Source organism: Arthrobacter sp. NPDC056727, assembly GCF_042790555.1.
Taxonomy (GTDB): Bacteria; Actinomycetota; Actinomycetes; order Actinomycetales; family Micrococcaceae; genus Arthrobacter.
Window position 1 is genome coordinate 25,826 of the sequence record NZ_JBHTZA010000018.1, and the last position, 18,177, is coordinate 44,002.

Sequence of the window (18,177 nt, forward strand, 5' to 3'; positions counted from 1 at the left end):
TGAAAGCGAAGGTGCCGGATCAGGTGCCGGCGAGTCCCGTCGTCGCAACGCCCTTGATGATCTGGCGCTGGAAGAAGAGGAAGACGAGGATGAGGGGCAGCGCCGCGAGCAGCGCGGAGGCCATGTTCTGTGCGTACTGGATGCCGTACGCGCTCTTGATGGTCTGCAGCCCCACCGGCAGGGTCAGGATTGAGCCGTCGTTGGTGGAGATGAAGGGCCAGAGGAAGTTGTTCCAGGCGCCGATGAACACGAAGATCGCGACGGCGGCCAGGATGGGGCGCGAGAGCGGCAGGATGATCTGGGTGAAGATCCGCATCCGGCTGGCACCGTCCATCACCGCGGCCTCCTCCAGCTCACGCGGGATCTGGTCGAAGAATTTCTTGAGCACGAACACCATGGCGGGGTGGATGACCTGCGGCAGGATGATGGCCCACGAGGTGTCGATCATGTGCAGCGCCACCATTTGGTAGAACAGCGGGATGATCAGCACCGGCGGCGGGATGATGATGGAGGCGATGATCACCGTCATCAGCACCTTCTTGCCGCGGAAGTCGATGCGGGACAGGGCGTAGGCCACCAGCGCGGAGATGGCCAGCGTGATCACGGTGATGGCCGCGGAGGTGTACAGCGAGTTCCACGTCCACAGCGGGATGTTGCCGTCCTGGAACACCTTGATGAAGGCATCGGCGGTAAAGCCCGACGGCGGGACCCAGCTTATGTTCGGCGCTGCGGCGTCCGTTTCGCTCTTGAAAGCGGTGACGGTGGCCCAGGCGAAGGGGACGAGCCAAAGGACGGCCAGGATCGCGGCGACGGCCAGGACGGCGGCCCGGCCGGCCGTCATTTTCTTCCGCGGCCGACGGAGGTTTGTGGCGGCCCGGGGGCGGGAGGCGGGGCGGGTGAGGGTCTGGGTTGCCATGGTTATGCACTCCTGCGGCGAGTGATGAAGAACTGCATGGCCGAGACGGCCACGATCAGCCCGAAGAAGATGTAGGAGATGGCTGCGGAGTAGCCCAGCCGGTAGCCGGTGAACCCGGTTTCGAAGATGTACTGCACCACGGGCCGGGTGGATCCGGCGGGGCCGCCGGCGGTCATCTGGTACACCTGATCGAAGATTTTGAGCGAGGCCAGGATCTGCAGGAGCACGATCATCACGGTGGTCGGAGTCAGCTGCGGCAGGGTGATGGAGAAGAACTGCCGCCAGGCTCCGGCGCCGTCCAGCGAGGCCGCCTCGTAGTGCTGGGCGGGAATGTTCTGCATGGCCGCCAGGTACAGCAGGAAGTTGAAGCCCACGGTCCACCACAGCGTGGCGATGACGATGGCCCACATGGCCACGTTCGGATCGTTCAGCCAAGCCACCCTGGGCAGCCCGATCTTCGTCAGCGAATCGTTGATGAGGCCCAGCTGCGGGTTGTACATCCACGAGAAGAAGAGGGAGACCACTGTTGAGGCGAGCAGGTACGGGGCGAAGTAGGACAGCCGCCACAGCCACTGAGCCGGCAACTCGACATTGACCAGCGCGGCCATGACGAGGGCCACGAGCACCAGCGGGACCGTGCTGATCACGGTGAAGTAGAGCGTGTTGCCCAGGGAGTGCCACATGTCGGCGTCGGCGAGGGCTTCGGCGTAGTTGGCCAGGCCGATCAGGCTGTCATTGGCCCCCGTCAGCGACTTGCCGGTGAGGCTCATGTACAGGCCGTACAGCAGGGGCCAGACGAGGAACACCAGGAAGAACGCCAGGAACGGGGCCGCAAAGCCCCAGCCGTTGAGGTTGTCCCGGGTCCGGCGGGGATTGGACAGCGCGGCGCCGACCGGGCTCTTCCGGGACGGGTTTCGGCGGGACTGGCCGTTGCGGACTTGGCCCGGCCGTGACGGCGTCTCTGGTCCGGCGCTTCGGGATGTTGCTAAGGAACTCATGGGTGACTCCTTTGTCGCTCAGTGCTTAAGCTCAGTGGCCTCAGACCGGGTTTGGCCGGGAAAGAAGGGTGTTGGTGCGCCGCACAAAGGCGTCCCATCCGTCGGCTGCCTTGTCGCGGCCGAGGAGTACGTTCTGCACGTTTTCCGCGAAGTACGTCTGCCAGTCCGAGCCCGAGCCGCTGAACCACGCCTCGGGGTCGTAGGCGATGATGTCTGCCGCGTTGGCGTAGTGGATCTGGGGCGTGAGTTCCCGGTATGCCTGCGACTGCACTATGGGCTGGTAGGCCGGAATGTGGCCGGCCTCTGCCCAGGACAGCGAACCCTTGAGGAGGTCGCTGACGAACTTGTACACGTCGTGCCGCTTCTCGTCGTCGACGTTCAGTTGGCGCGGCAGGACGAAGGAATGCGAGTCCGCATAGGACGCCGGGGTCCCGTAGAGCGTGGGGATGGTGGCGGCGTCGACCGGCAGTTCCGCTTTCTTGAAGGTGGGGAGTTCCCAGACGCCGCTGAACAGCATCCCGGAACCGCCGCGGGCGAATTCGGCGATGCCGGTACCGATGTCCCCGCTCTTCGCGGCGACGGTGTCGTCGAACAGCGAGGCCATGAACTCAAGGGATTCGACGGCGGCCTCCCGGTCCGCCTTCATCGGCTGGCCCGGGGTGAGCTCCATGTCCGCCCCGTGCTGCTTGTAGAGGGTGTAGAACAGGCGCCACATCTGCGATCCGCTGCCGAGGTAGCCGAAGGACAGTCCGTGCGCCTGCGTCACCTTCTGCATCTCGCGGGCCATGGCGAGGAAGTCCTGGGGTGACGTCACCTCCTGCAGCTGGCCGTTGGCGGCAAGCAGCCCCGCCTTGCCGGCAATATCGGTGTTGTAGAACATGACGAACGGGTGGGAGTCCAGGGCAATGGAGAACACCTTCCCGTCGTGCTGGCTCTTGTCCCAGATCCTCGGGGCGAAGCTTTCGGCGGTCACGCCGTGCTCTGCCAGCAGGGACAGGTCCCAGGGGTCGATGAGTCCGCCCGGCGCGTAGCCGGGGACCCGGCTGGCGTGCATGATGGCCAGTTCCGGCGGCCGGCCGCCGGCCGACGCCATGGCCAGCTTGGTGTAGTAGGGCGGGCCCCAGGCCAGGACGGTCGGATGGACCCTGAAGGCCGGGTTGGCCCCGTTCGCCGCGCTGATCATGGCCTGCATCTTGATGCCGTCACCCCCGGACAGCAGATGCCAGAACGCAATGTCCCGGACAGCCGCCGCCGACGCGGTCCCGCCGCAGCCGGTCAGGCCGGCGGCGGCAAGCACGCTGCCCAGGGCCGCGGTTCCTGCCAGTAACTGCCGCCGGGACACCTGCCTGCCGGACAACTGCCTGCCGGCGAAAAAATCAAACTGCTTCACCCGTCACTCCTTTGGATGGGTCCGCTGAAAGTAGTCCTGATGGCGCCGTGCCGGCCGTTCCGGTTCGCTGCATCCCGGGTCCGGGAAAGGCTGGCTTGTGACGCAGGCCTCACATTACATCGTTGTAAAACGTGGCACAAGGAAAAATTGTTAGCGCCAACAAGATGATGCGGCGGTCTCGTTTAGCTGCGGGTGCTGTCCCGTTCCACGATGCTGTAGTCGACGGTCACCACGCGCTGTTCGCCGCCGCGGTGGGCCATCCGCTCGGTGAGGAGGCGCAGGGCCTCGCTGGCTACACGTCGCTTGTCGAAGGAAACGGTGGTGAGCGACGGAACGGCATATTGCCCGTCGGCGATGTCGTCAAAACCTGCCACGGCGACGTCCTCCGGAACCCTGATTCCCCGTTTCCACAGCACGCTGAGGGCGCCGATGGCCATGGAATCGGTAAAGCAGAACAATGCCTCCGGCAGCGGGTGCGAGTCCAGCCAGGAGGCGAGTGCGTCCGCCGCCGTCTGAGGCGTCCACTTCTCGCAGGGGATCAGCAGAGTATCGTCCCGGTCGATGCCAAGTTCATCGAGCGCCGACAGGTAGCCGCGCGTGCGCAGGACCGCCGCGGCCGAATGCCGGCCTTCGGCGGTGCCGAGCACGGCGATGCGGCGCCGGCCGGTCCGGGCCAGCGCCAGTGTCATGTCGCGGGCGGCGGCGACGCTGTCCACCCACACCCGGTCGGCCAGCTGCTGGGAGACTTCGCCCAGCAGGACCACCGGGGGCAGGGAGACACCCACTTTGACAGCGCTCTCGTCCAGCACAACGGGGTTGAGGATCAGCCCGTCGATGAGGTTGGACCGCGCGCGGGACATCAGCTCGTATTCGCGCTGCGGATCGGAGCCGGTTTCCTCGATCTGGACGCTCCAGCCCTGTTCGTGTGCCACCTCCACCACGTTGTGCGCGATCTCGGCGGAGTAAGGCGTCGCCAGGTCCGGAAGTGCCAGGGCGATGACTCCCGACCTGCCGTTGCGCAGCCCTCGGGCGGAGAGGTTGGGCACGTAGTCGAGTTCGAGGATGGCCTGTTCCACCTTGATCCGGGTGGCTCCGCTGACCGGCACCACGCCGTTCATCACGTTCGAAACAGTCTTGGGTGAAACCCCGGCACGGCGCGCGACGTCCTTGACCGTTGCGCGCACTGCTCCCCTTTCAAAGACGGATGTGAACGATGTTACAGCGCGCTACCCCGCCTGGCTGGCGCCGGCCAGCCGGGCCCTCCTGCGGCGGCCCTTGACCAGGATCCCGACGGCGGCGGCGACGAAGGCTGCCGCCACGCCGCCTGCCACGGCAGGCAGGGCGTTGGGGGTACCGGCGGCCGGCTGTGCCGCCGCTTCACTGGACAGGCTCGCCGCGGGTGCTGCCGCCGTCGAACCCTGCGACGCCGCCGCCAGGGCCGCCGTCGAGTACCGGACCACAGCGCCGCCGCGTGGCGATGTACCCGGGCTGATCACAATGACGGACCCGTCCGGGGCCACCGCCAGGTGACCCGGGCCGCCGTCTGTGGGGATGGCACCCGCCACTTCCTTGGTGTGCGGACGGATGACTGACAGCTTCCGGGTCAGCAGGCTGGTCACGTACAGCGAGCCGTCCGGTGCGATGGCTACGTCCTGCGGCCCGCCCTCAACATAGATCCGCTCAGCCACAGTGCCGGCGCCGGGTTTGATGACGGCGATGTCACTGGACTTGATGTTGGCTACATAGATGGTTCCGTCGGGGGCGGCAGCGATGCCGTGCGGCTCCTCTGACGTCCCGGTGTCCGAGACCAGTTCGATGGTCTTTGCGACCGTGTCCGCCCCGGCCGGGATCACGGAGACGGTGCCGGCGGTCTGGCTGGTCACGTACGCGGTTCCATTCTGTGCCACGGCTATTTCCGCAGGCCCCGCTCCGACCTTGATGGTCCGGTCCACCGCGGTCCCGTTCGGCGCAATGACGGAGACGGTGTCCCCCGCGGGGTTGGCCACATAGACCGTTCCGTCCGGTCCGGCGGCGACCGGATGGCGACCGGGGGACACGGGTATGGTCCGTGCCGTGGCGGCGTCTCCGGCCGGAACAACCTCGACGGCGCTCTGGTCCCCTTCCGCCGTGGCCACGTAGAGTGTGCCGTCCGGTCCGATCGCGAGCCCCGTGGTGATGTGTCCGCCGGTACTGATGGTGCGTGACGCCCTCGTGGCGCCGGAGGGAACCACGAAGACTCCGCCGCCCTGGCCGTAATTGCCGAGGTACGCCGTGCCGTCTGCGGCAATGGCCACCCGCACCGGTGTGCCGTAGATGTCGATTGCTTCGTCGGGCGCCGCCGCAGCCGGCGCTGCCGCCAGGCCCAGGATTGCTCCGATTACGGCAGTGGACGCGGCCCAGCGGTACTTCATGGCATTTTCCCCCAACACAGATTCCCCAAATAGTGCTTCAGCGCTCTGCAACTCAAACGCGGCGCCAACTGAAAGAAGCCTACTAGTACGGGGCCATTGACCCGTGCCTTCGGACTCCGAATAGTGGTGGATGGCAGCAGCGATTTCCGACGCAGGGTTGAGGAGAGCACGATGAGCAATGGCGGTCCTGTACTTGTGGTGGGTGGAACCGGCCTGCTGGGCGGCAAGGTGGTCGCAGCGCTGCAGGGTAAGGGCAAGCCGGTCCGCGCCCTGGTGCGGCCGGGTTCGGACGCCACCGGGCTGCAGGACGCCGGCGTGGAGGTGGTCCGCGGGGACATGATGGACCTGGAGTCGCTGCTCCGCGCCATGGGCGGGGCGGACGCCGTCATCACCTCGGCCGCCGGCTACACGCGGCACAGCAAGGGCGACACCGCCGCGATCGACATCACCGGCAACGCCAATCTGGCGGAAGCTGCGGCCCGCTCCGGTGTCCGGCGGTTCGTGCTCACCAGCATCCTCACGTGTGACCAGACGCCGGGCGTCCCGCATTTCTGGCACAAGAGGCTTGCCGAGGACCGGCTGGAGGACCTGCAGGTCCCCTTCGTGGCACTCCGTCCGGGCGCCTTCCTGGACACCGTGGCCCGCTTTGGCGGCGACCCGTTCGCGAAGCGCCGCCTGGCCTGGTTCGGCTCGGACCAGGTTCCCATGACGTTCGTGCTGACGTCCGACCTCGCAGGGTACCTCGCGTCCGCCGTCGACGCCGACGTGGCCCCCGGAACCCGCATCGACATCGGCTGGGACCGTCCCGTCTCAATGCACGAAATCGCGGACATTGCCGGCCGCCTCCTCGGCGAGCGGATCAGCGTCCGCTCCGTCCCGGCCGGCCTCCTGCGCGGTGCGGGCAGGGTGCTGGGATCTGCCGTTCCGATGGCCCGCGACATGAGCGCCATGATCGACTGGTTCCAGACCGGCAACTACGTCGCGGACACCGCCCGCCAGCGGGAGGTCTTCGGGCCGCCGCCCACTGCGGAGGACGCCGTCGCCCGGTTCCTGACCCAGCTCGGACACACAGTCCGGCAATAGCGCGTCTTAGGCGTCGAGACACTTAGGAGTCGAGGAAACGCAGCAACTGCGGGAGGGCTGCGTGCATGGCGCTAAGGTCGCCGTCGCTGGCGGCCAGTTCGCCGTGGTAGTCGCCGTTCAGGCTGCGGTCGGCGTCCTGGTAGGCGGCGGGCATGTTGTCCAGGGTGGCGGATTTCATGCCCTCCCAGAACTCGCCGGGCGCGGCGTCCCGGCTGAAAAAGGTGGAAGCGGCGATGAGCCGGCGGAGTTCTCGGCGGTCGGTCTCCGTGGAGTGGCACCGTCAGATGCTGGACACTGTCTACGGAGGAGATCCGGAGGCCATCGCCGCCGAGGTGCGGAAGCTCGTCGTCGGCGGCGAGGAACAGATCATCACAGCCCAGCGTGATCTGCTCGACCAACGGGGCGGTTGACCTCGCTGAGAAAAGCCGTCCGGTCGGCTCCTGGGTCCGAATACCTTTCACAGGACAGCCCAGGAGCAGCAGATGACCATGATCGTTCAGCAGGAAACCGCCCGCACCGGAGCGATTGCGTTGGAGCGGCGCGTTGTGTCCACGAAGTTGGGGCCGGCCGCCGTCCGGATTCAGCATGCCGCAGGAAGCGGGAACCCGCCGACCGCAGCAGCTGAGGTCTATCTTCACGGTGCCGCGGGAACCTGGACCACGTTCAGTACCCTGCTGTCCACGGAGGCGGACGCTGATCGCGTGCTGATTGACCTGCCGGGCTGGGGTGAGTCCACAACGGGTGCCCGGCTGGAAGACTTCAGCGTCGAAACGATAGGACGCGCCGTCGTCGAAGTACTCGATTCGCTCGGCTACCGGCAATGGAACCTGGTGGGCCATTCCATGGGCGGCTTCCTGGCGTTGCACATCGCGGCAACGTGGCCGGAGCGGACAGCCAGCGTTGCCGCGGTCTCGGCCACCACCTTCGCGGTATCCGCAGCGGCCCGCGGGCCGCTGCGCAGCCTGTCCGGATTCCCCGGGTTTGTCGGGATGCTGCTGGCCATGCGCTCCATGGCAGCCCTCGGCGCGTCAGGGTCGGCACTGATCCGGGCAATCGGCGCCACGCCGCTGATGGGGCTATTGCTTTCCCCGCTCTTCGCCGACCCGTCGGCTGTCCCCGGCCACGTGGTCCGCCGGCTTGCGCGCGATGCCCGGCCTGCCAGCTTTGACGCGGCGGTGCGGGCTACGGCGCACTACGACTTTGGCCGATGGCGCGCCATCCGCTGTCCGGTGCTGGCGACGCGCGGTGACAGGGATGTGTTCACGCCGCCGTCGGACCTGTCCCGGTTGGCAGCTCTCGTCCCGCACGTGCGCCTGGTGACGATTCCGCGCTGCGGCCATTTCGCCAACATCGAGCAGCCTGAGCAGGTGCTGCGGCTGCTCGATGAGCTCAGAGTGCCGTCAGGCCGCCGTCGACCGTGAAGAGGCCACCGGTTGCGTACGCCGATTCATCGCTGGCGAGGTAGACCATGATGCCTTCGACGTCGGCGGCGGTGCCGGCCCGTCCGAGCATGGTGGAGTCCACCAGGCCGGCGCGGCTGGCGGGATCGTCCGCGATGGTTTGCACCAGCGGGGTCTCGGTGTAGCCGGGTACCACCGTGTTCACGCGGATGCCCTCCTTGGCGTAGTCGGCGGCGACGACGCGCGCCAGGCCGTGGACGCCCGCCTTGGAGCTGGAGTAGGCGGTGAACGTCTGCCCGCAAGCCACCACGGCGGTGGGGCTGCCCGTGCAGATGATCGACCCGCCCCTCCCCTGCAGCGCCCGCACCGCATGCTTGAGCGTCAGAAACGCCCCGCGGTGGTTGACGGCCACGGTCTTTTCCCACACCTCCAGGGACAGCTCGCCCACCCTGGCGTCCTGCCCGAAGAGCTGGACCCCGGCGTTAGCCACGACGATGTCCAGGGGTCCGTCGCCGGCGATGGCGGCGTAGGCGGCCCCGACGCTGCCTTCGTCGGAGATGTCCACGGGCAGCGCCCTGGCAAGGTCGCTGCCCGTGGCCGCGGCCGCCTTTTCGGCGGCTTCGGCGTTGATGTCGGCGAAGTACACGCGGGCGCCTTCGGCGGTGAAGCGCTGTGCCACGGCCAGCCCGATTCCGGATCCGGCGCCGGTGACGAGGGCGGTCTTTGCTGCAAGCCTGTTGGACATCGTGTTCCTCAATTCGTAGTGGATCTTCAGCGTGTAGTGGATGGATCAGCCGAGCCGCAGCGATGTGTGCGACCACGCGGGAAGGTCGAAGGTGTGCGTGCCGCCGTCTTCAAGCCGGACCACGGCGTGCAGCGGTTCTGCCGTGAGGTTCGCGGCAAAGAGCGTCACGCCGGCGTCGGCCGAAACCGGGTACAGCACCAGCCCGGGGACGCCGCCGTCGACTTCCAGCACCTCGGCGGCGCGCAGAGCGGCCAGTTCCCGGAAAAGGCGGAAGGCCGGCGTCGGGGTCCCGTCGTCGGCGATTAAGCCCCTGGGTCCGCTGGCCTCGAAGTAGCTGACTGACTCGACGCCGGGCAGGGTCAGGGCGGCGATGCTGCCCAGCAGCCAGGCGGCTGTGAAGTCCGCTCCCTGCAGCGGGTCCGTGGTCATCGGCTCGACGGTCCGGGCATCGTAGGCCCCGTCCGTGGAGACGGCGTTGAATCGGGCTTTGAGCGTCACCGGACCAACATGCAGCGGCTTCCCGGCCCCGATCCGGAGCGCGTTGAGCGCCGTGAGCCGCTGCATCGGGAGGCTTTCGACGACGTGGGGCACCTCTGTCGCGTGCATCTGCGGCGTGATGCTGTAAGTGAGGGCACCGGCGTCGCCGGGAAGGACGTCCTGCCGGCGGTTGAGCTCGGTGAAATGGGACCGGGCGCCGGCGAGCAGGGTGCCGGTGAAGCCGCGGTGTTGCGCTTCGGAACGCAGTTCCTCCCACAGTTCCGGCTCCGTGACATGGCCGCCGGCGCTGAACACGCCGAGCCTGGTCACGTTTCCGAGGGGCAGCAGATCCAGTACGGGCCCGACGTCGGCGGCATTGGCCGCGGTGATCCGCACGTCCAGCGGTGCGCCCAGCTCGGCGGTCTGCCGCACTGCGTGCTGCAGGGTCTCCTGTGCTTCGGGATCGCCGCCTGGCAACTCGACGATCAGGGCGTCCAGCCCGGGAACGACGCCGAGCCTCGCCGCCGAGCGGGACGCTGACGTTCCCAGCGCCGGGACAAATCCCCGGACCTGCCGGCGCACTGCGAGCACGCCGTCGGCCGGTTCCGCGCAGGTTGATCCAGCCGGCTGTTCCGTGGAAACGGCCGTGAGGCGGATGCTCTGCCGCACCCGGTCCCCCGCGTGCACGGTGACCGGGAAGGGACGGGACAACGGCGTGCTGTAGGTCTTGAAGGAGGCATCGGTCCAGTTGCGCTGGTCCTCGGTTTCAAAGACATCGCCGCTGAACTCCAGAGTGAAGGCAGTGCCATCGCGCTCCCAGGCCATCGCGGCGACGTCAACGAAGGGCTGGTGCGGGCTGATGTCGACCGGAAATGCCGACTCGGTGCGGGTCCCGTCCGGAGCGCAGACTGCGATGGACCGTCCGGCGTCGTCCGGCCTGTGCAGGACCACAAGACCGATCCGGTTGCCGCGGAAATCACTTGGTGCGGTGCCGTCGAAGGCGACCCTGAGGTCATTGCCGGAAATGCGCACTGTCAGCTCTGCCGCGTATTCGGCGCCAAATCCAGCGAACCGGACGGTGAGCCGCAAAGTAAACGTGCCGCCGTCGTCGAACGTCACTGCCTCGACCGCCGGAGTCAGCGTCCGCCAGTCGTGGTCCCGGACCACGGGCCGGATGGCCCGGAGCACGGGGCGGCCGCGGTATTCGATGTCGGCCAGTTCGTCCCCGCGCAGCTGCAGGCGCCACAGGCCGCTTTCGATGGTTCGGGCCGGTGCAAGGAGTCGGGATTCGTTCTCGGCGGGGATCACGTCTGCGCTTTCGGTCTGGACGGTTCAAATCAGGGTGGTCAAATCTGGAATGACGGCCGGGGATGGGCTGGTCAGACGGCGCGCAGGCGTACGGCCACGAACTGCCTGCCTGGCAGCTCGATCCTAAACCGCCCGGAGAACGTGCCGGGGAGGGTTTCCACGGTCATGTTCCAGGTGTCGATGACATCGATCTCGAACGCCTGGTCCTGCGGTTTGACGAACCGGCGGTACGTCGGCTGGTTGAAGCCGAAGTAGATCAGTTCGTACTGGTCCTTGATGCCCGCGCTGGGTGCGTCCCAGTGGCCGGCCAGCGGTTCGAGGTGCCCGCCGGGGCTTTCCTCGAGGATTCGGTGGAGGAAGCCGATCCGGTCCGGGCTGGTTCCGCGCAGCTCGCCGCCCTTGGCCCACCACAGGATGTCCTCGGGGTGGACGTAGGTTTCGCCGTGCCCCACGTAGCCGCCGCGGACGGCGCCCTCCCAGAACCGGCGGGTCATCTCCTCGCCGGTGATGTTGCCCCAGCCCTGGTCGATGTTGCCCTCATAGGCGCATTCATCGATGACGATCGGTTTGCCGTACTGCTCGCGCCACTCCGTGGTCATCTCGGCGGTCTTGTAGACGTCCCGCCGCTGGATGCTGCAGTGGGTGATCCACGGCCGGGTATGGTCGTAGAACTCCCGGCAGTTGTGGATGGAGAGCAGGTGCTGGTTCGGGTCGTTGTGCTGCACGACGGCCGCGAAGCGCTCCCAGTCCTCGGTGGTCTTCTCGAACATAAGGTCGTATTCGTTGGCCAGCGACCACCAGATGTTCCGGTGGGATGCCAGCCGTGCGGTGACGTACTTGACGTAGAGGTCGTCGGCGGCGGCGTTCATGGTGGAGAAGCCCCACCGGTCGTAGGCGTGGAAGAGAATGAGGTCCGCTTCGATGCCGAGGTCTTCGAGCTGGCCGATGCGCCGTTCCAGGTGGTGGTAGTACACGGGGTTCGGCCGGGTGTAGTCGAATCCCTCCTGGAGGGATCCCTCATACGGGTAGATCTCGGGTTCGTTCTCGTTGAACAGGTAGGACTTGGGGAAGACGCACATGCGCATCTTGTTGAAAGGCCCCGATTTCAGGGCTGCCAGGGTCTGTTCCTCGAGGTCGTCGCCCTGGTGGGTCCAGACGTAGGAGGTGGTGCCGATCGGCAGGTAGGGGGTGCCGTCGTCGTAAGCAAAGTGGAACGTATCCGCTACCCGGACCACGCCGCGCGACGCCGGTTCGGCGCCTGCCGCTGTGAACGAACCGGTGATCCGGTCCAGTGAGCGGGCGTTGCTGGCCGTGGTGAAGGACCACTCGCCCTCGGCGGGCACAAGCAGGCGGACGCGGTAGGTGCCGTTCCCGTCGTAGAAGCCCGGAACCCGCAGGGTCCGGCCGCCGCCGCTGAAGCTGGCGTGGAGTTCCACGTCCGTGAACGGGTTTCCGTGCGACGGTCCCTGCAGGGTGAGCTCGAAGCGCTCCCATTTGCGCGCCTCGGCGGGATAGTCGGCACGGGCACTGCCGGGTTCCACGGAGTCCGGTTCGTACCCGGACGGCCGTGCGATGTCCCGCACGGAGCGGTCCTGGCCGGCCGGCACCGGGTCCAGCGCCTCGATCTTGGCGAGGATTTCGGCCTTCTTCGCCGGGTCGTTGCGGAGGGATTCCTCGGTGCCGAGGATCAGGCCGAGCTGGTAGTGGTAGAGCGTGTGGAGCAGGGGGTTGGCTGCCAGGTCGGGGACGTGGCTGGCCAGGATCTCGTGCCCTGCAGGGTCGCGCATGACATCGAAGAGCGGGGTCTGTGCGGTGAAGGTCGCCATGGTGGCCTTTCTGCGGTGAAAGTCATTGGAGATTGGTGTGGGTCCGGGGAGCCGGTCAGCCCTTGACGGCGCCGCTGAACATGCCCTCGACGAAGTAGCGCTGGAACAGCAGGTAGACGATCATCACGGGCAGGATGGACATGATGGTGAAGGCGTTCAGCGGCCCGTAGGAGCTGGTGAACTGGGACTGGAAGCCCTGGATTGCCAGCGGGATGGTCTGCGCGCTCTGGTCCTGCAGGATGACCAGGGCGATGGCGTATTCGTTCCAGGTGGCCACGAAGTCCAGGATGAACAGCGCGGCAAGTGCGGGCTTGGAGAGCGGCAGGATGATCTGCCAGAACAGCCGCCAGTTGCCGCCGCCGTCAACGCGGACGCTCTCGTCGATTTCCTTCGGGATTGCGCTGAAGAAGCCGTGCAGGATAAAGATCTGGATGGGCAGGCCGAACCCGATGTAGGGCAGGATCACGCCGACCGGGCTGTTGAGCAGGCCGAGGTCCAGGATGATCTTGAAGAGCGGGCCGAGGGCCACCTGGATGGGGACCATGGAGCCGAGCGCGAAGGCCCCGAGGACGATTTTGCTGTGCTTGAAGCGGATCCGGGACAGGCCGAAGGCGGCAGCCGCCGAGAAGAGCAGGCCCAGGGGGACCTTGATGGCTGCGATGAGCAGGCTGTTGCCCCCGGCGATGAGGAGGTTTCCGGTTTCCAGGGCTTCGGCGTAGTTCCCCCACTCCGCCGAGGTGGGCAGCGAGAAGGATGAGGTGGAGAAGATCGCGGCTTCTGACTTCAGGGACGTGAAGATCACGAAGATGAGGGGCATGGCCCAGATGACCATGGTCGCTGCCAGCGCGAGCCACAGACCCACCCTGACGTAGTCGACGTTGCGGCGTGGACGGGGGGTCCCGTCGGCGTGCTTTGCGCGCCCGAGAGTGAGGGTGCTCATCAGTCTTCGTTTCCTTTGGTGGACCAGATCAGGTAGGGGATGACAAGGACAAGGGTGATGCCCAGCAGCACCGTGGCCACCGCATTGCCCATGCCGAAGTCGTGCTGCAGGAACGACTGCGAGTAGGACCAGAGGGCGAGCACCTGCGAGGACTGGGCCGGGCCGCCGCCGGTCATGCCGACCACCAGGTCGAAGACCTTGATGGAGTGGACAATGGTCAGCACCAGAACCACGACGACGGTGGGCCGGAGGGCCGGGAACGTCACGTGCCGGAAGACTTTCCAGTTGTTCGCGCCGTCCAGGCGCGCCGATTCGACCAGTTCCTTGGACACGCTCTGCAGTCCGGCAAGGAAGAGGACCATGTTCAGGCCCGCGATCTGCCAGACGAACGCGGCGAAGATCGCGTAAATGGCCACCTTGGGATCGCTCAGGAAGGTGACACCCGAGCCGTCGCCGATGTGCCAGGCCTTGGCGAGCTCGGAGAAGACGCCGTAGTTGGGGTTGTACATCCAGCGCCACATGTTGGCGATGGCGATCGGCGCCAGGACGCCGGGGATGTAGAAGACGGAACGGAACAGGTTCCGGCCAAAAATCGGCCGGTTCAGCGCCAGGGCCATCACCAGGCCAAGGCTGGTGGGAATCACCAGGGACAGCAGCACCCATACGATCGTGTTCTGCATGGCGGTCCAGAACACGGGGTCGGCCGTGAAGAGCCGGACGTAGTTCTTGAAGCCGACGAACACCTGCGGGTCCGCGTTGAAGCCTGACCACTCAAACAGGCTCAGGCGCACTGCCGAGACCATCGGGCCGATGACGAAGACAACGTAGGCCGCCAGGGCGGGAGCGAGGAAGGGCAGGGCTGCGACGAAGCCGCCGCCGGCGATGCGCTTCAGAAGCGGCTTCTTTGATGGTTGCCGCGTAACGGGGGCCGGTGGTGTCTCCAGACGCGTGGCTGTGAGCTTAGACAAGAGAGGTCGCCTTACTTGCTCGAATCCAGGAACTTCTGGAACTCAGCACCGGCGTTGGCCGGGTCCAGGCCGCCGGTGGCAACCAGGTTCTGGATCCGCCAGTACTCGGTGGTCTGGGACTGGCTGAGGTTCTGGTCGTTGTTCATGTACAGGCCCTTGGCGTTCTCGAAGATGCCGTTCCAGGACTTGCTCAGTTCGTCAGTCGCCGCGGGCTTGACGGCCTTGTTCACCGACTGGGTGGAGAACTGGCCCAGGGTTTCCTTCTGGACCGGCGTGGACATCATGAAGTCAAGGAACTTGGCGGCGGCGTCCTTGTGCTTGCTGTCCTTGGTGATGTACATGGCCTGCTCGAAGCCGTACATGCGGCCGGTCCCGGTGGGCAGGGGGAACACACCGAAGTCTTCTGCCTTGGCGTTGTCCTTGATCTGGGCGTTGAACCAGTCGCCTTCGAGGGCCATGGCGGCCTTGCCGCTGAAGAACAGTGAGGACGATTCGTCGTTGTTGATGCCGATGAAGCCGGTGTTGAAGTAGTCCTTGGACCACTTCTGGAGGTTGGTGAAGGACTTGGTGACGCACTCCTCCTGGCCCCAGTTGGCCTTGTTGGTGACCAGCTTGTCGAACGTTTCGGAGCCGCAGTAGCCCTCGAGGAAGGTGTCCAGCAGGCGCATGACGTGCCAGTTGACGGTGCCGCCGAACTCGATCGGGGTGATGCCTGCGTCCTTGAGCTTGGCTGCGGCGTCGTTCAGCTCGTCAATGGTCGTCGGCAGCTTGGTGATGCCCGCCTTCTCGAACAGGGCCTTGTTGTAGTACAGCGCTTCGCCGTTGAGCTTCCACGGGACGCCGTGGTAGCCGCCGTACTGCTTCGCCGGCCCGAGTGCGGCTTCGGTGAACCGCTCCGGCCATTTGTACTGCGTGTATTCGCTGGCCAGGTCGGCGCTGGCGCCGTTCTTGACCAGCTCGCCGCCAAGCCCGGGACCTGCCCAGAAGTCGTAGATGTCGGGTGCGGCGGAGGTGCCGATGGAGGTCCGCAGTGCGTCCTTGTGCGCGTCAACGGCACGGTTGGTCTTCTTGATGGTGATGTCCGGATTTGCCGCTTCGAAATCCTTGATGATCTTGTCCTGGGCGGCAGCAGCGGTCGGGGAAGCCGGGTTGATCACCCACCAGTTGAGCTGGGTTTTGCCGGAGGCAGAGGAGCCGGCACCGGCGGAGCAGCCAGCGAGAACGGCAATGGCGGTCAGGGCAACAGCGCCTTTGGCAAGCAAACGCATCGTCGCGTCCTTTCGTAGGTTTGAGTTGAGGGTGCTTTCGTCACTGTTATCTCGGCCGAAGATGTGACCTAGCCCATAAAGGAGTATGGGGGTTTACGATAACCCACGTCAACCGGTTGACCAATATTTGTTGAAAAAGACAGATTGCCCCAGTTCAGGCGTGGGTGATCGTAAACTTACCTTGGGAACGGCGTAAGGTGCAGACTGCTGCGGATGAAAGGCGGACAGTGGCGAAAGCAAGGACGGGAGCGCGGCCCAGCATGGCCGACGTCGCTCGACTGGCCAATGTCTCGACCCAGACTGTATCGCGCTACTTCACGGGCGTTGGCTACGTGCGGGCCGAGACGCGCGAGCGGATCACCGCCGCCATCGAGGAACTGGGGTACGTGCCCAACCAGTCGGCGCGCACGCTCCGCACCAGCAGGACGAACTCGGTGGGCGTCCTGACGATGGGCGCCTTCGTCTACGGGAGCGCAGGCGTGCTCACGGGATTGGGATTTGCGGCCCGCGAGGCCGATTTCACCCTCACAATTGCGGCGCTGAATCTCGACTTTGAGGCAAACAACTGGGAGGCGGAGGCGCGGCGGGCACTCGCGCATTTCAAGTCCATACAGGTCGATGGTGTTGTTGTGTCCACACCGCTGCCCGGCGTCGAAAAGCTGCTCACCGGCTGGGACCGGTCGACGCCGCTGATCACTGTTTCTGAGCTTCCGTCATCTGACGAAGGCTCCGCAGGCACGCATTCGCACGCAGCCGGCTGGGAGGCGACCCGCCACCTCATCGGGCTGGGACACCGCGACATCCTGCATATCGCCGGTCCGTCCACCCGCAATGAAGCCCGCGAACGCGAGCGCGGCTACCGCGATGCCATGGAGAGCGCCGGGCTTGAGCCCCAGGTGCTCGTTGTCGCCAAGGACTGGTCCTCCGACGCCGGATACCAGGCCGGCGAAGCCGCGGATTCCGGCACGTTCACGGCCGCCTTCGCCGCCAACGACGAGATTGCCCTCGGCTTCATGAGCGCCATGGAGAAACGCGGCCTCCGGGCGCCCCGGGACTTTTCCATCGTCGGGGTGGACGACATGCCTGCCGCCGCCTATTTCTCGCCGCCGCTGACCACGATGCGGCTGGACTTCCAGGCGCTGGGCATCGCAACGTTCAAGATGCTCCACCACCAGATCCTTACCGGAGAACCGGCGCAGCACTACGTCGTCGAGCCCGAGCTCGTGATCCGGGACTCGACGGCGCGCATCGGAAAGGCGTAGGGCCGACGCCTGCCGTTCATCCAGTCGTCATGTTCTCTCCGGCTCTCCGTTGCCTTGGGTATGGCACGCGCATAAAAACTGGGCGGGCTCCATCCCCAACACATCAACTGGAGAACCACTATGACTTACACCAAGCTGCTGACCGCGGCTGCACTGACCGCCGGACTGGCCCTGGGAACATCCCTCCCGGCCCAGGCCGCGGACACCAACCCCAACGGCGTGGACAACCACTTTGACCTGCAGGCGCACCGCGGCGGGCTCGGACTGACCGTCGAGTCCACGCTCGCTTCCTTCGCCAAGGGGCTGGAGGTCGGCGTTAGCACCCTCGAGCTTGACTTGCAGATCACCAAGGACGGCCGTGAAGTCATCACCCACGACCGCAAGATCAGCGGTCAAAAGTGCCAGGACACGGCCCCCGTCACCCCGGGCGACCCGCTGTTCCCCTACGTCGGCAAGTACATCAAGGACCTCACCTTCGCCCAGGTCCGCAGCCTGGACTGCGGTTCACTCACCCTGGCCAAGTTCCCCGGCCAGCAGGCGTCCCCGGGGGCAAAGATGCCGACCCTCGCCGAGGTCTTTGACCTGGCGAAGCGCTACCGCGCCAGCCAGGTCAAGTTCAACATCGAGACCAAGGTCGAGGCGGGCGCACCGGAGCAGACCGCCCCGCGGGAAGAGTTCGTCGACGTCGCCCTGCGTGAAATCAAGGCGGCCGACATGCAGCAGCGGGTCTCCATCGAGAGCTTCGACTGGGGTTCACTGCGCCTGGTCAAGGAACGCGAACCCGGCATCCGCACCGTGGCGCTCACCAACAAGGACTTCCTGCAGGCCGGCCAGCCCGGTGCCTCACCCTGGCTGGGCGGCATCGATTCCGACGACTTCGGCGGAGACCTCGTGGACTCCGCTGCGTCCCTTGGCTTCGACGCCATCTCGCCGGTCCACGGCACTCCGCAGGACGGAACCGTCACCGATCCCGGATACGTGCCGTACGTGACTGCTGACATGGTGAACCGTGCCCACGCGAAGGGCATGCAGGTCATTCCATGGACCGTCGACGACAAGCCGACCATGCGCAAGCTCATGGACGACGGCGTTGACGGCCTCATCACCGACTACCCGAACCGTCTGCGGGAGGTCATGTCGGAGCGGTCGCTGAAGCTGCCCAAGCAGTACTCACTGCAGCCTTAA

The 18,177-nt window shown here is 66.1% G+C and carries 17 protein-coding genes; 5 read left to right on the forward strand and 12 right to left on the reverse strand.

Annotated elements, in window-relative coordinates:
• Positions 1-19: 19 nt before the first annotated feature.
• From ACFRAH_RS17175 to ACFRAH_RS17195, 5 genes are all read right to left on the reverse strand, one after another.
• Positions 20-916, reverse strand: a complete 897-nt coding sequence (locus ACFRAH_RS17175) for a carbohydrate ABC transporter permease (protein ID WP_377992110.1) — start codon at positions 914-916, stop codon at positions 20-22.
• A gap of 2 nt (positions 917-918) precedes the next feature.
• Positions 919-1,914 (reverse strand): carbohydrate ABC transporter permease, encoded by a 996-nt coding sequence (locus ACFRAH_RS17180; protein ID WP_377992111.1) that lies wholly within the window; start codon positions 1,912-1,914, stop codon positions 919-921.
• A gap of 40 nt (positions 1,915-1,954) precedes the next feature.
• Entirely contained in the window at positions 1,955-3,304 is a 1,350-nt protein-coding gene (locus tag ACFRAH_RS17185) for an extracellular solute-binding protein (protein ID WP_377992112.1), read from the reverse strand.
• A gap of 182 nt (positions 3,305-3,486) precedes the next feature.
• Positions 3,487-4,488, reverse strand: a complete 1,002-nt coding sequence (locus tag ACFRAH_RS17190) for a LacI family DNA-binding transcriptional regulator (protein ID WP_377992113.1) — start codon at positions 4,486-4,488, stop codon at positions 3,487-3,489.
• Positions 4,489-4,530: 42 nt separating this feature from the next.
• Positions 4,531-5,715, reverse strand: a complete 1,185-nt coding sequence (locus ACFRAH_RS17195; protein WP_377992114.1) for a DUF5074 domain-containing protein — start codon at positions 5,713-5,715, stop codon at positions 4,531-4,533.
• A gap of 171 nt (positions 5,716-5,886) precedes the next feature.
• Between ACFRAH_RS17195 and ACFRAH_RS17200 the strand changes: the two genes are divergently transcribed.
• On the forward strand, positions 5,887-6,798 hold the full coding sequence (locus tag ACFRAH_RS17200; protein ID WP_377992115.1) for an SDR family oxidoreductase: 912 nt from the start codon (positions 5,887-5,889) through the stop codon (positions 6,796-6,798).
• A gap of 22 nt (positions 6,799-6,820) precedes the next feature.
• Here the strand turns inward: ACFRAH_RS17200 and ACFRAH_RS17205 are convergent, their stop codons facing one another.
• The gene (locus ACFRAH_RS17205; RefSeq protein WP_377992116.1) at positions 6,821-6,976 is read right to left on the reverse strand and encodes a hypothetical protein; all 156 of its coding nucleotides are present in this window, start codon (positions 6,974-6,976) and stop codon (positions 6,821-6,823) included.
• On the opposite strand from ACFRAH_RS17205, the gene ACFRAH_RS17210 reads away from it, so the two are divergent.
• Both ACFRAH_RS17210 and ACFRAH_RS17215 read left to right on the forward strand, forming a co-directional pair.
• Positions 6,975-7,208 carry a hypothetical protein gene (locus tag ACFRAH_RS17210; protein ID WP_377992117.1) on the forward strand — a complete coding sequence of 78 codons (234 nt, stop codon included), beginning with the start codon at positions 6,975-6,977 and terminating at the stop codon, positions 7,206-7,208. The two genes, ACFRAH_RS17205 and ACFRAH_RS17210, sit on opposite strands and share 2 nt — an antisense overlap.
• 72 nt (positions 7,209-7,280) lie before the next feature.
• The gene (locus ACFRAH_RS17215) at positions 7,281-8,219 is read left to right on the forward strand and encodes an alpha/beta fold hydrolase (protein ID WP_377992118.1); all 939 of its coding nucleotides are present in this window, start codon (positions 7,281-7,283) and stop codon (positions 8,217-8,219) included.
• Here ACFRAH_RS17215 and ACFRAH_RS17220 read toward each other — a convergent pair.
• The 6 genes from ACFRAH_RS17220 to ACFRAH_RS17245 form a co-directional block, all read right to left on the reverse strand.
• The gene (locus ACFRAH_RS17220; RefSeq protein ID WP_377992119.1) at positions 8,188-8,943 is read right to left on the reverse strand and encodes an SDR family NAD(P)-dependent oxidoreductase; all 756 of its coding nucleotides are present in this window, start codon (positions 8,941-8,943) and stop codon (positions 8,188-8,190) included. The two genes, ACFRAH_RS17215 and ACFRAH_RS17220, sit on opposite strands and share 32 nt — an antisense overlap.
• 45 nt (positions 8,944-8,988) lie before the next feature.
• Positions 8,989-10,728 carry a hypothetical protein gene (locus tag ACFRAH_RS17225; protein WP_377992120.1) on the reverse strand — a complete coding sequence of 580 codons (1,740 nt, stop codon included), beginning with the start codon at positions 10,726-10,728 and terminating at the stop codon, positions 8,989-8,991.
• Positions 10,729-10,799: 71 nt separating this feature from the next.
• A complete protein-coding gene (locus ACFRAH_RS17230; protein WP_377992121.1) occupies positions 10,800-12,554 on the reverse strand; it encodes a DUF5605 domain-containing protein in 1,755 nt (584 codons plus the stop codon).
• Between the two features lie 55 nt (positions 12,555-12,609).
• Positions 12,610-13,494: a carbohydrate ABC transporter permease gene (locus ACFRAH_RS17235; protein WP_377992122.1), complete on the reverse strand. Its 885-nt coding sequence runs from the start codon at positions 13,492-13,494 to the stop codon at positions 12,610-12,612.
• Entirely contained in the window at positions 13,494-14,462 is a 969-nt protein-coding gene (locus ACFRAH_RS17240; protein ID WP_377992123.1) for a carbohydrate ABC transporter permease, read from the reverse strand. Before ACFRAH_RS17240 ends, ACFRAH_RS17235 begins: the two co-directional genes overlap by 1 nt.
• Positions 14,463-14,473: 11 nt before the next feature.
• Complete coding sequence (locus tag ACFRAH_RS17245) at positions 14,474-15,730, reverse strand: ABC transporter substrate-binding protein (RefSeq protein WP_377992124.1); 1,257 nt, start codon at positions 15,728-15,730, stop codon at positions 14,474-14,476.
• Positions 15,731-15,990: 260 nt separating this feature from the next.
• Between ACFRAH_RS17245 and ACFRAH_RS17250 the strand changes: the two genes are divergently transcribed.
• Complete coding sequence (locus tag ACFRAH_RS17250; RefSeq protein WP_377992125.1) at positions 15,991-16,992, forward strand: LacI family DNA-binding transcriptional regulator; 1,002 nt, start codon at positions 15,991-15,993, stop codon at positions 16,990-16,992.
• 120 nt (positions 16,993-17,112) lie between these two features.
• The gene (locus ACFRAH_RS17255; protein WP_377992126.1) at positions 17,113-18,177 is read left to right on the forward strand and encodes a glycerophosphodiester phosphodiesterase; all 1,065 of its coding nucleotides are present in this window, start codon (positions 17,113-17,115) and stop codon (positions 18,175-18,177) included.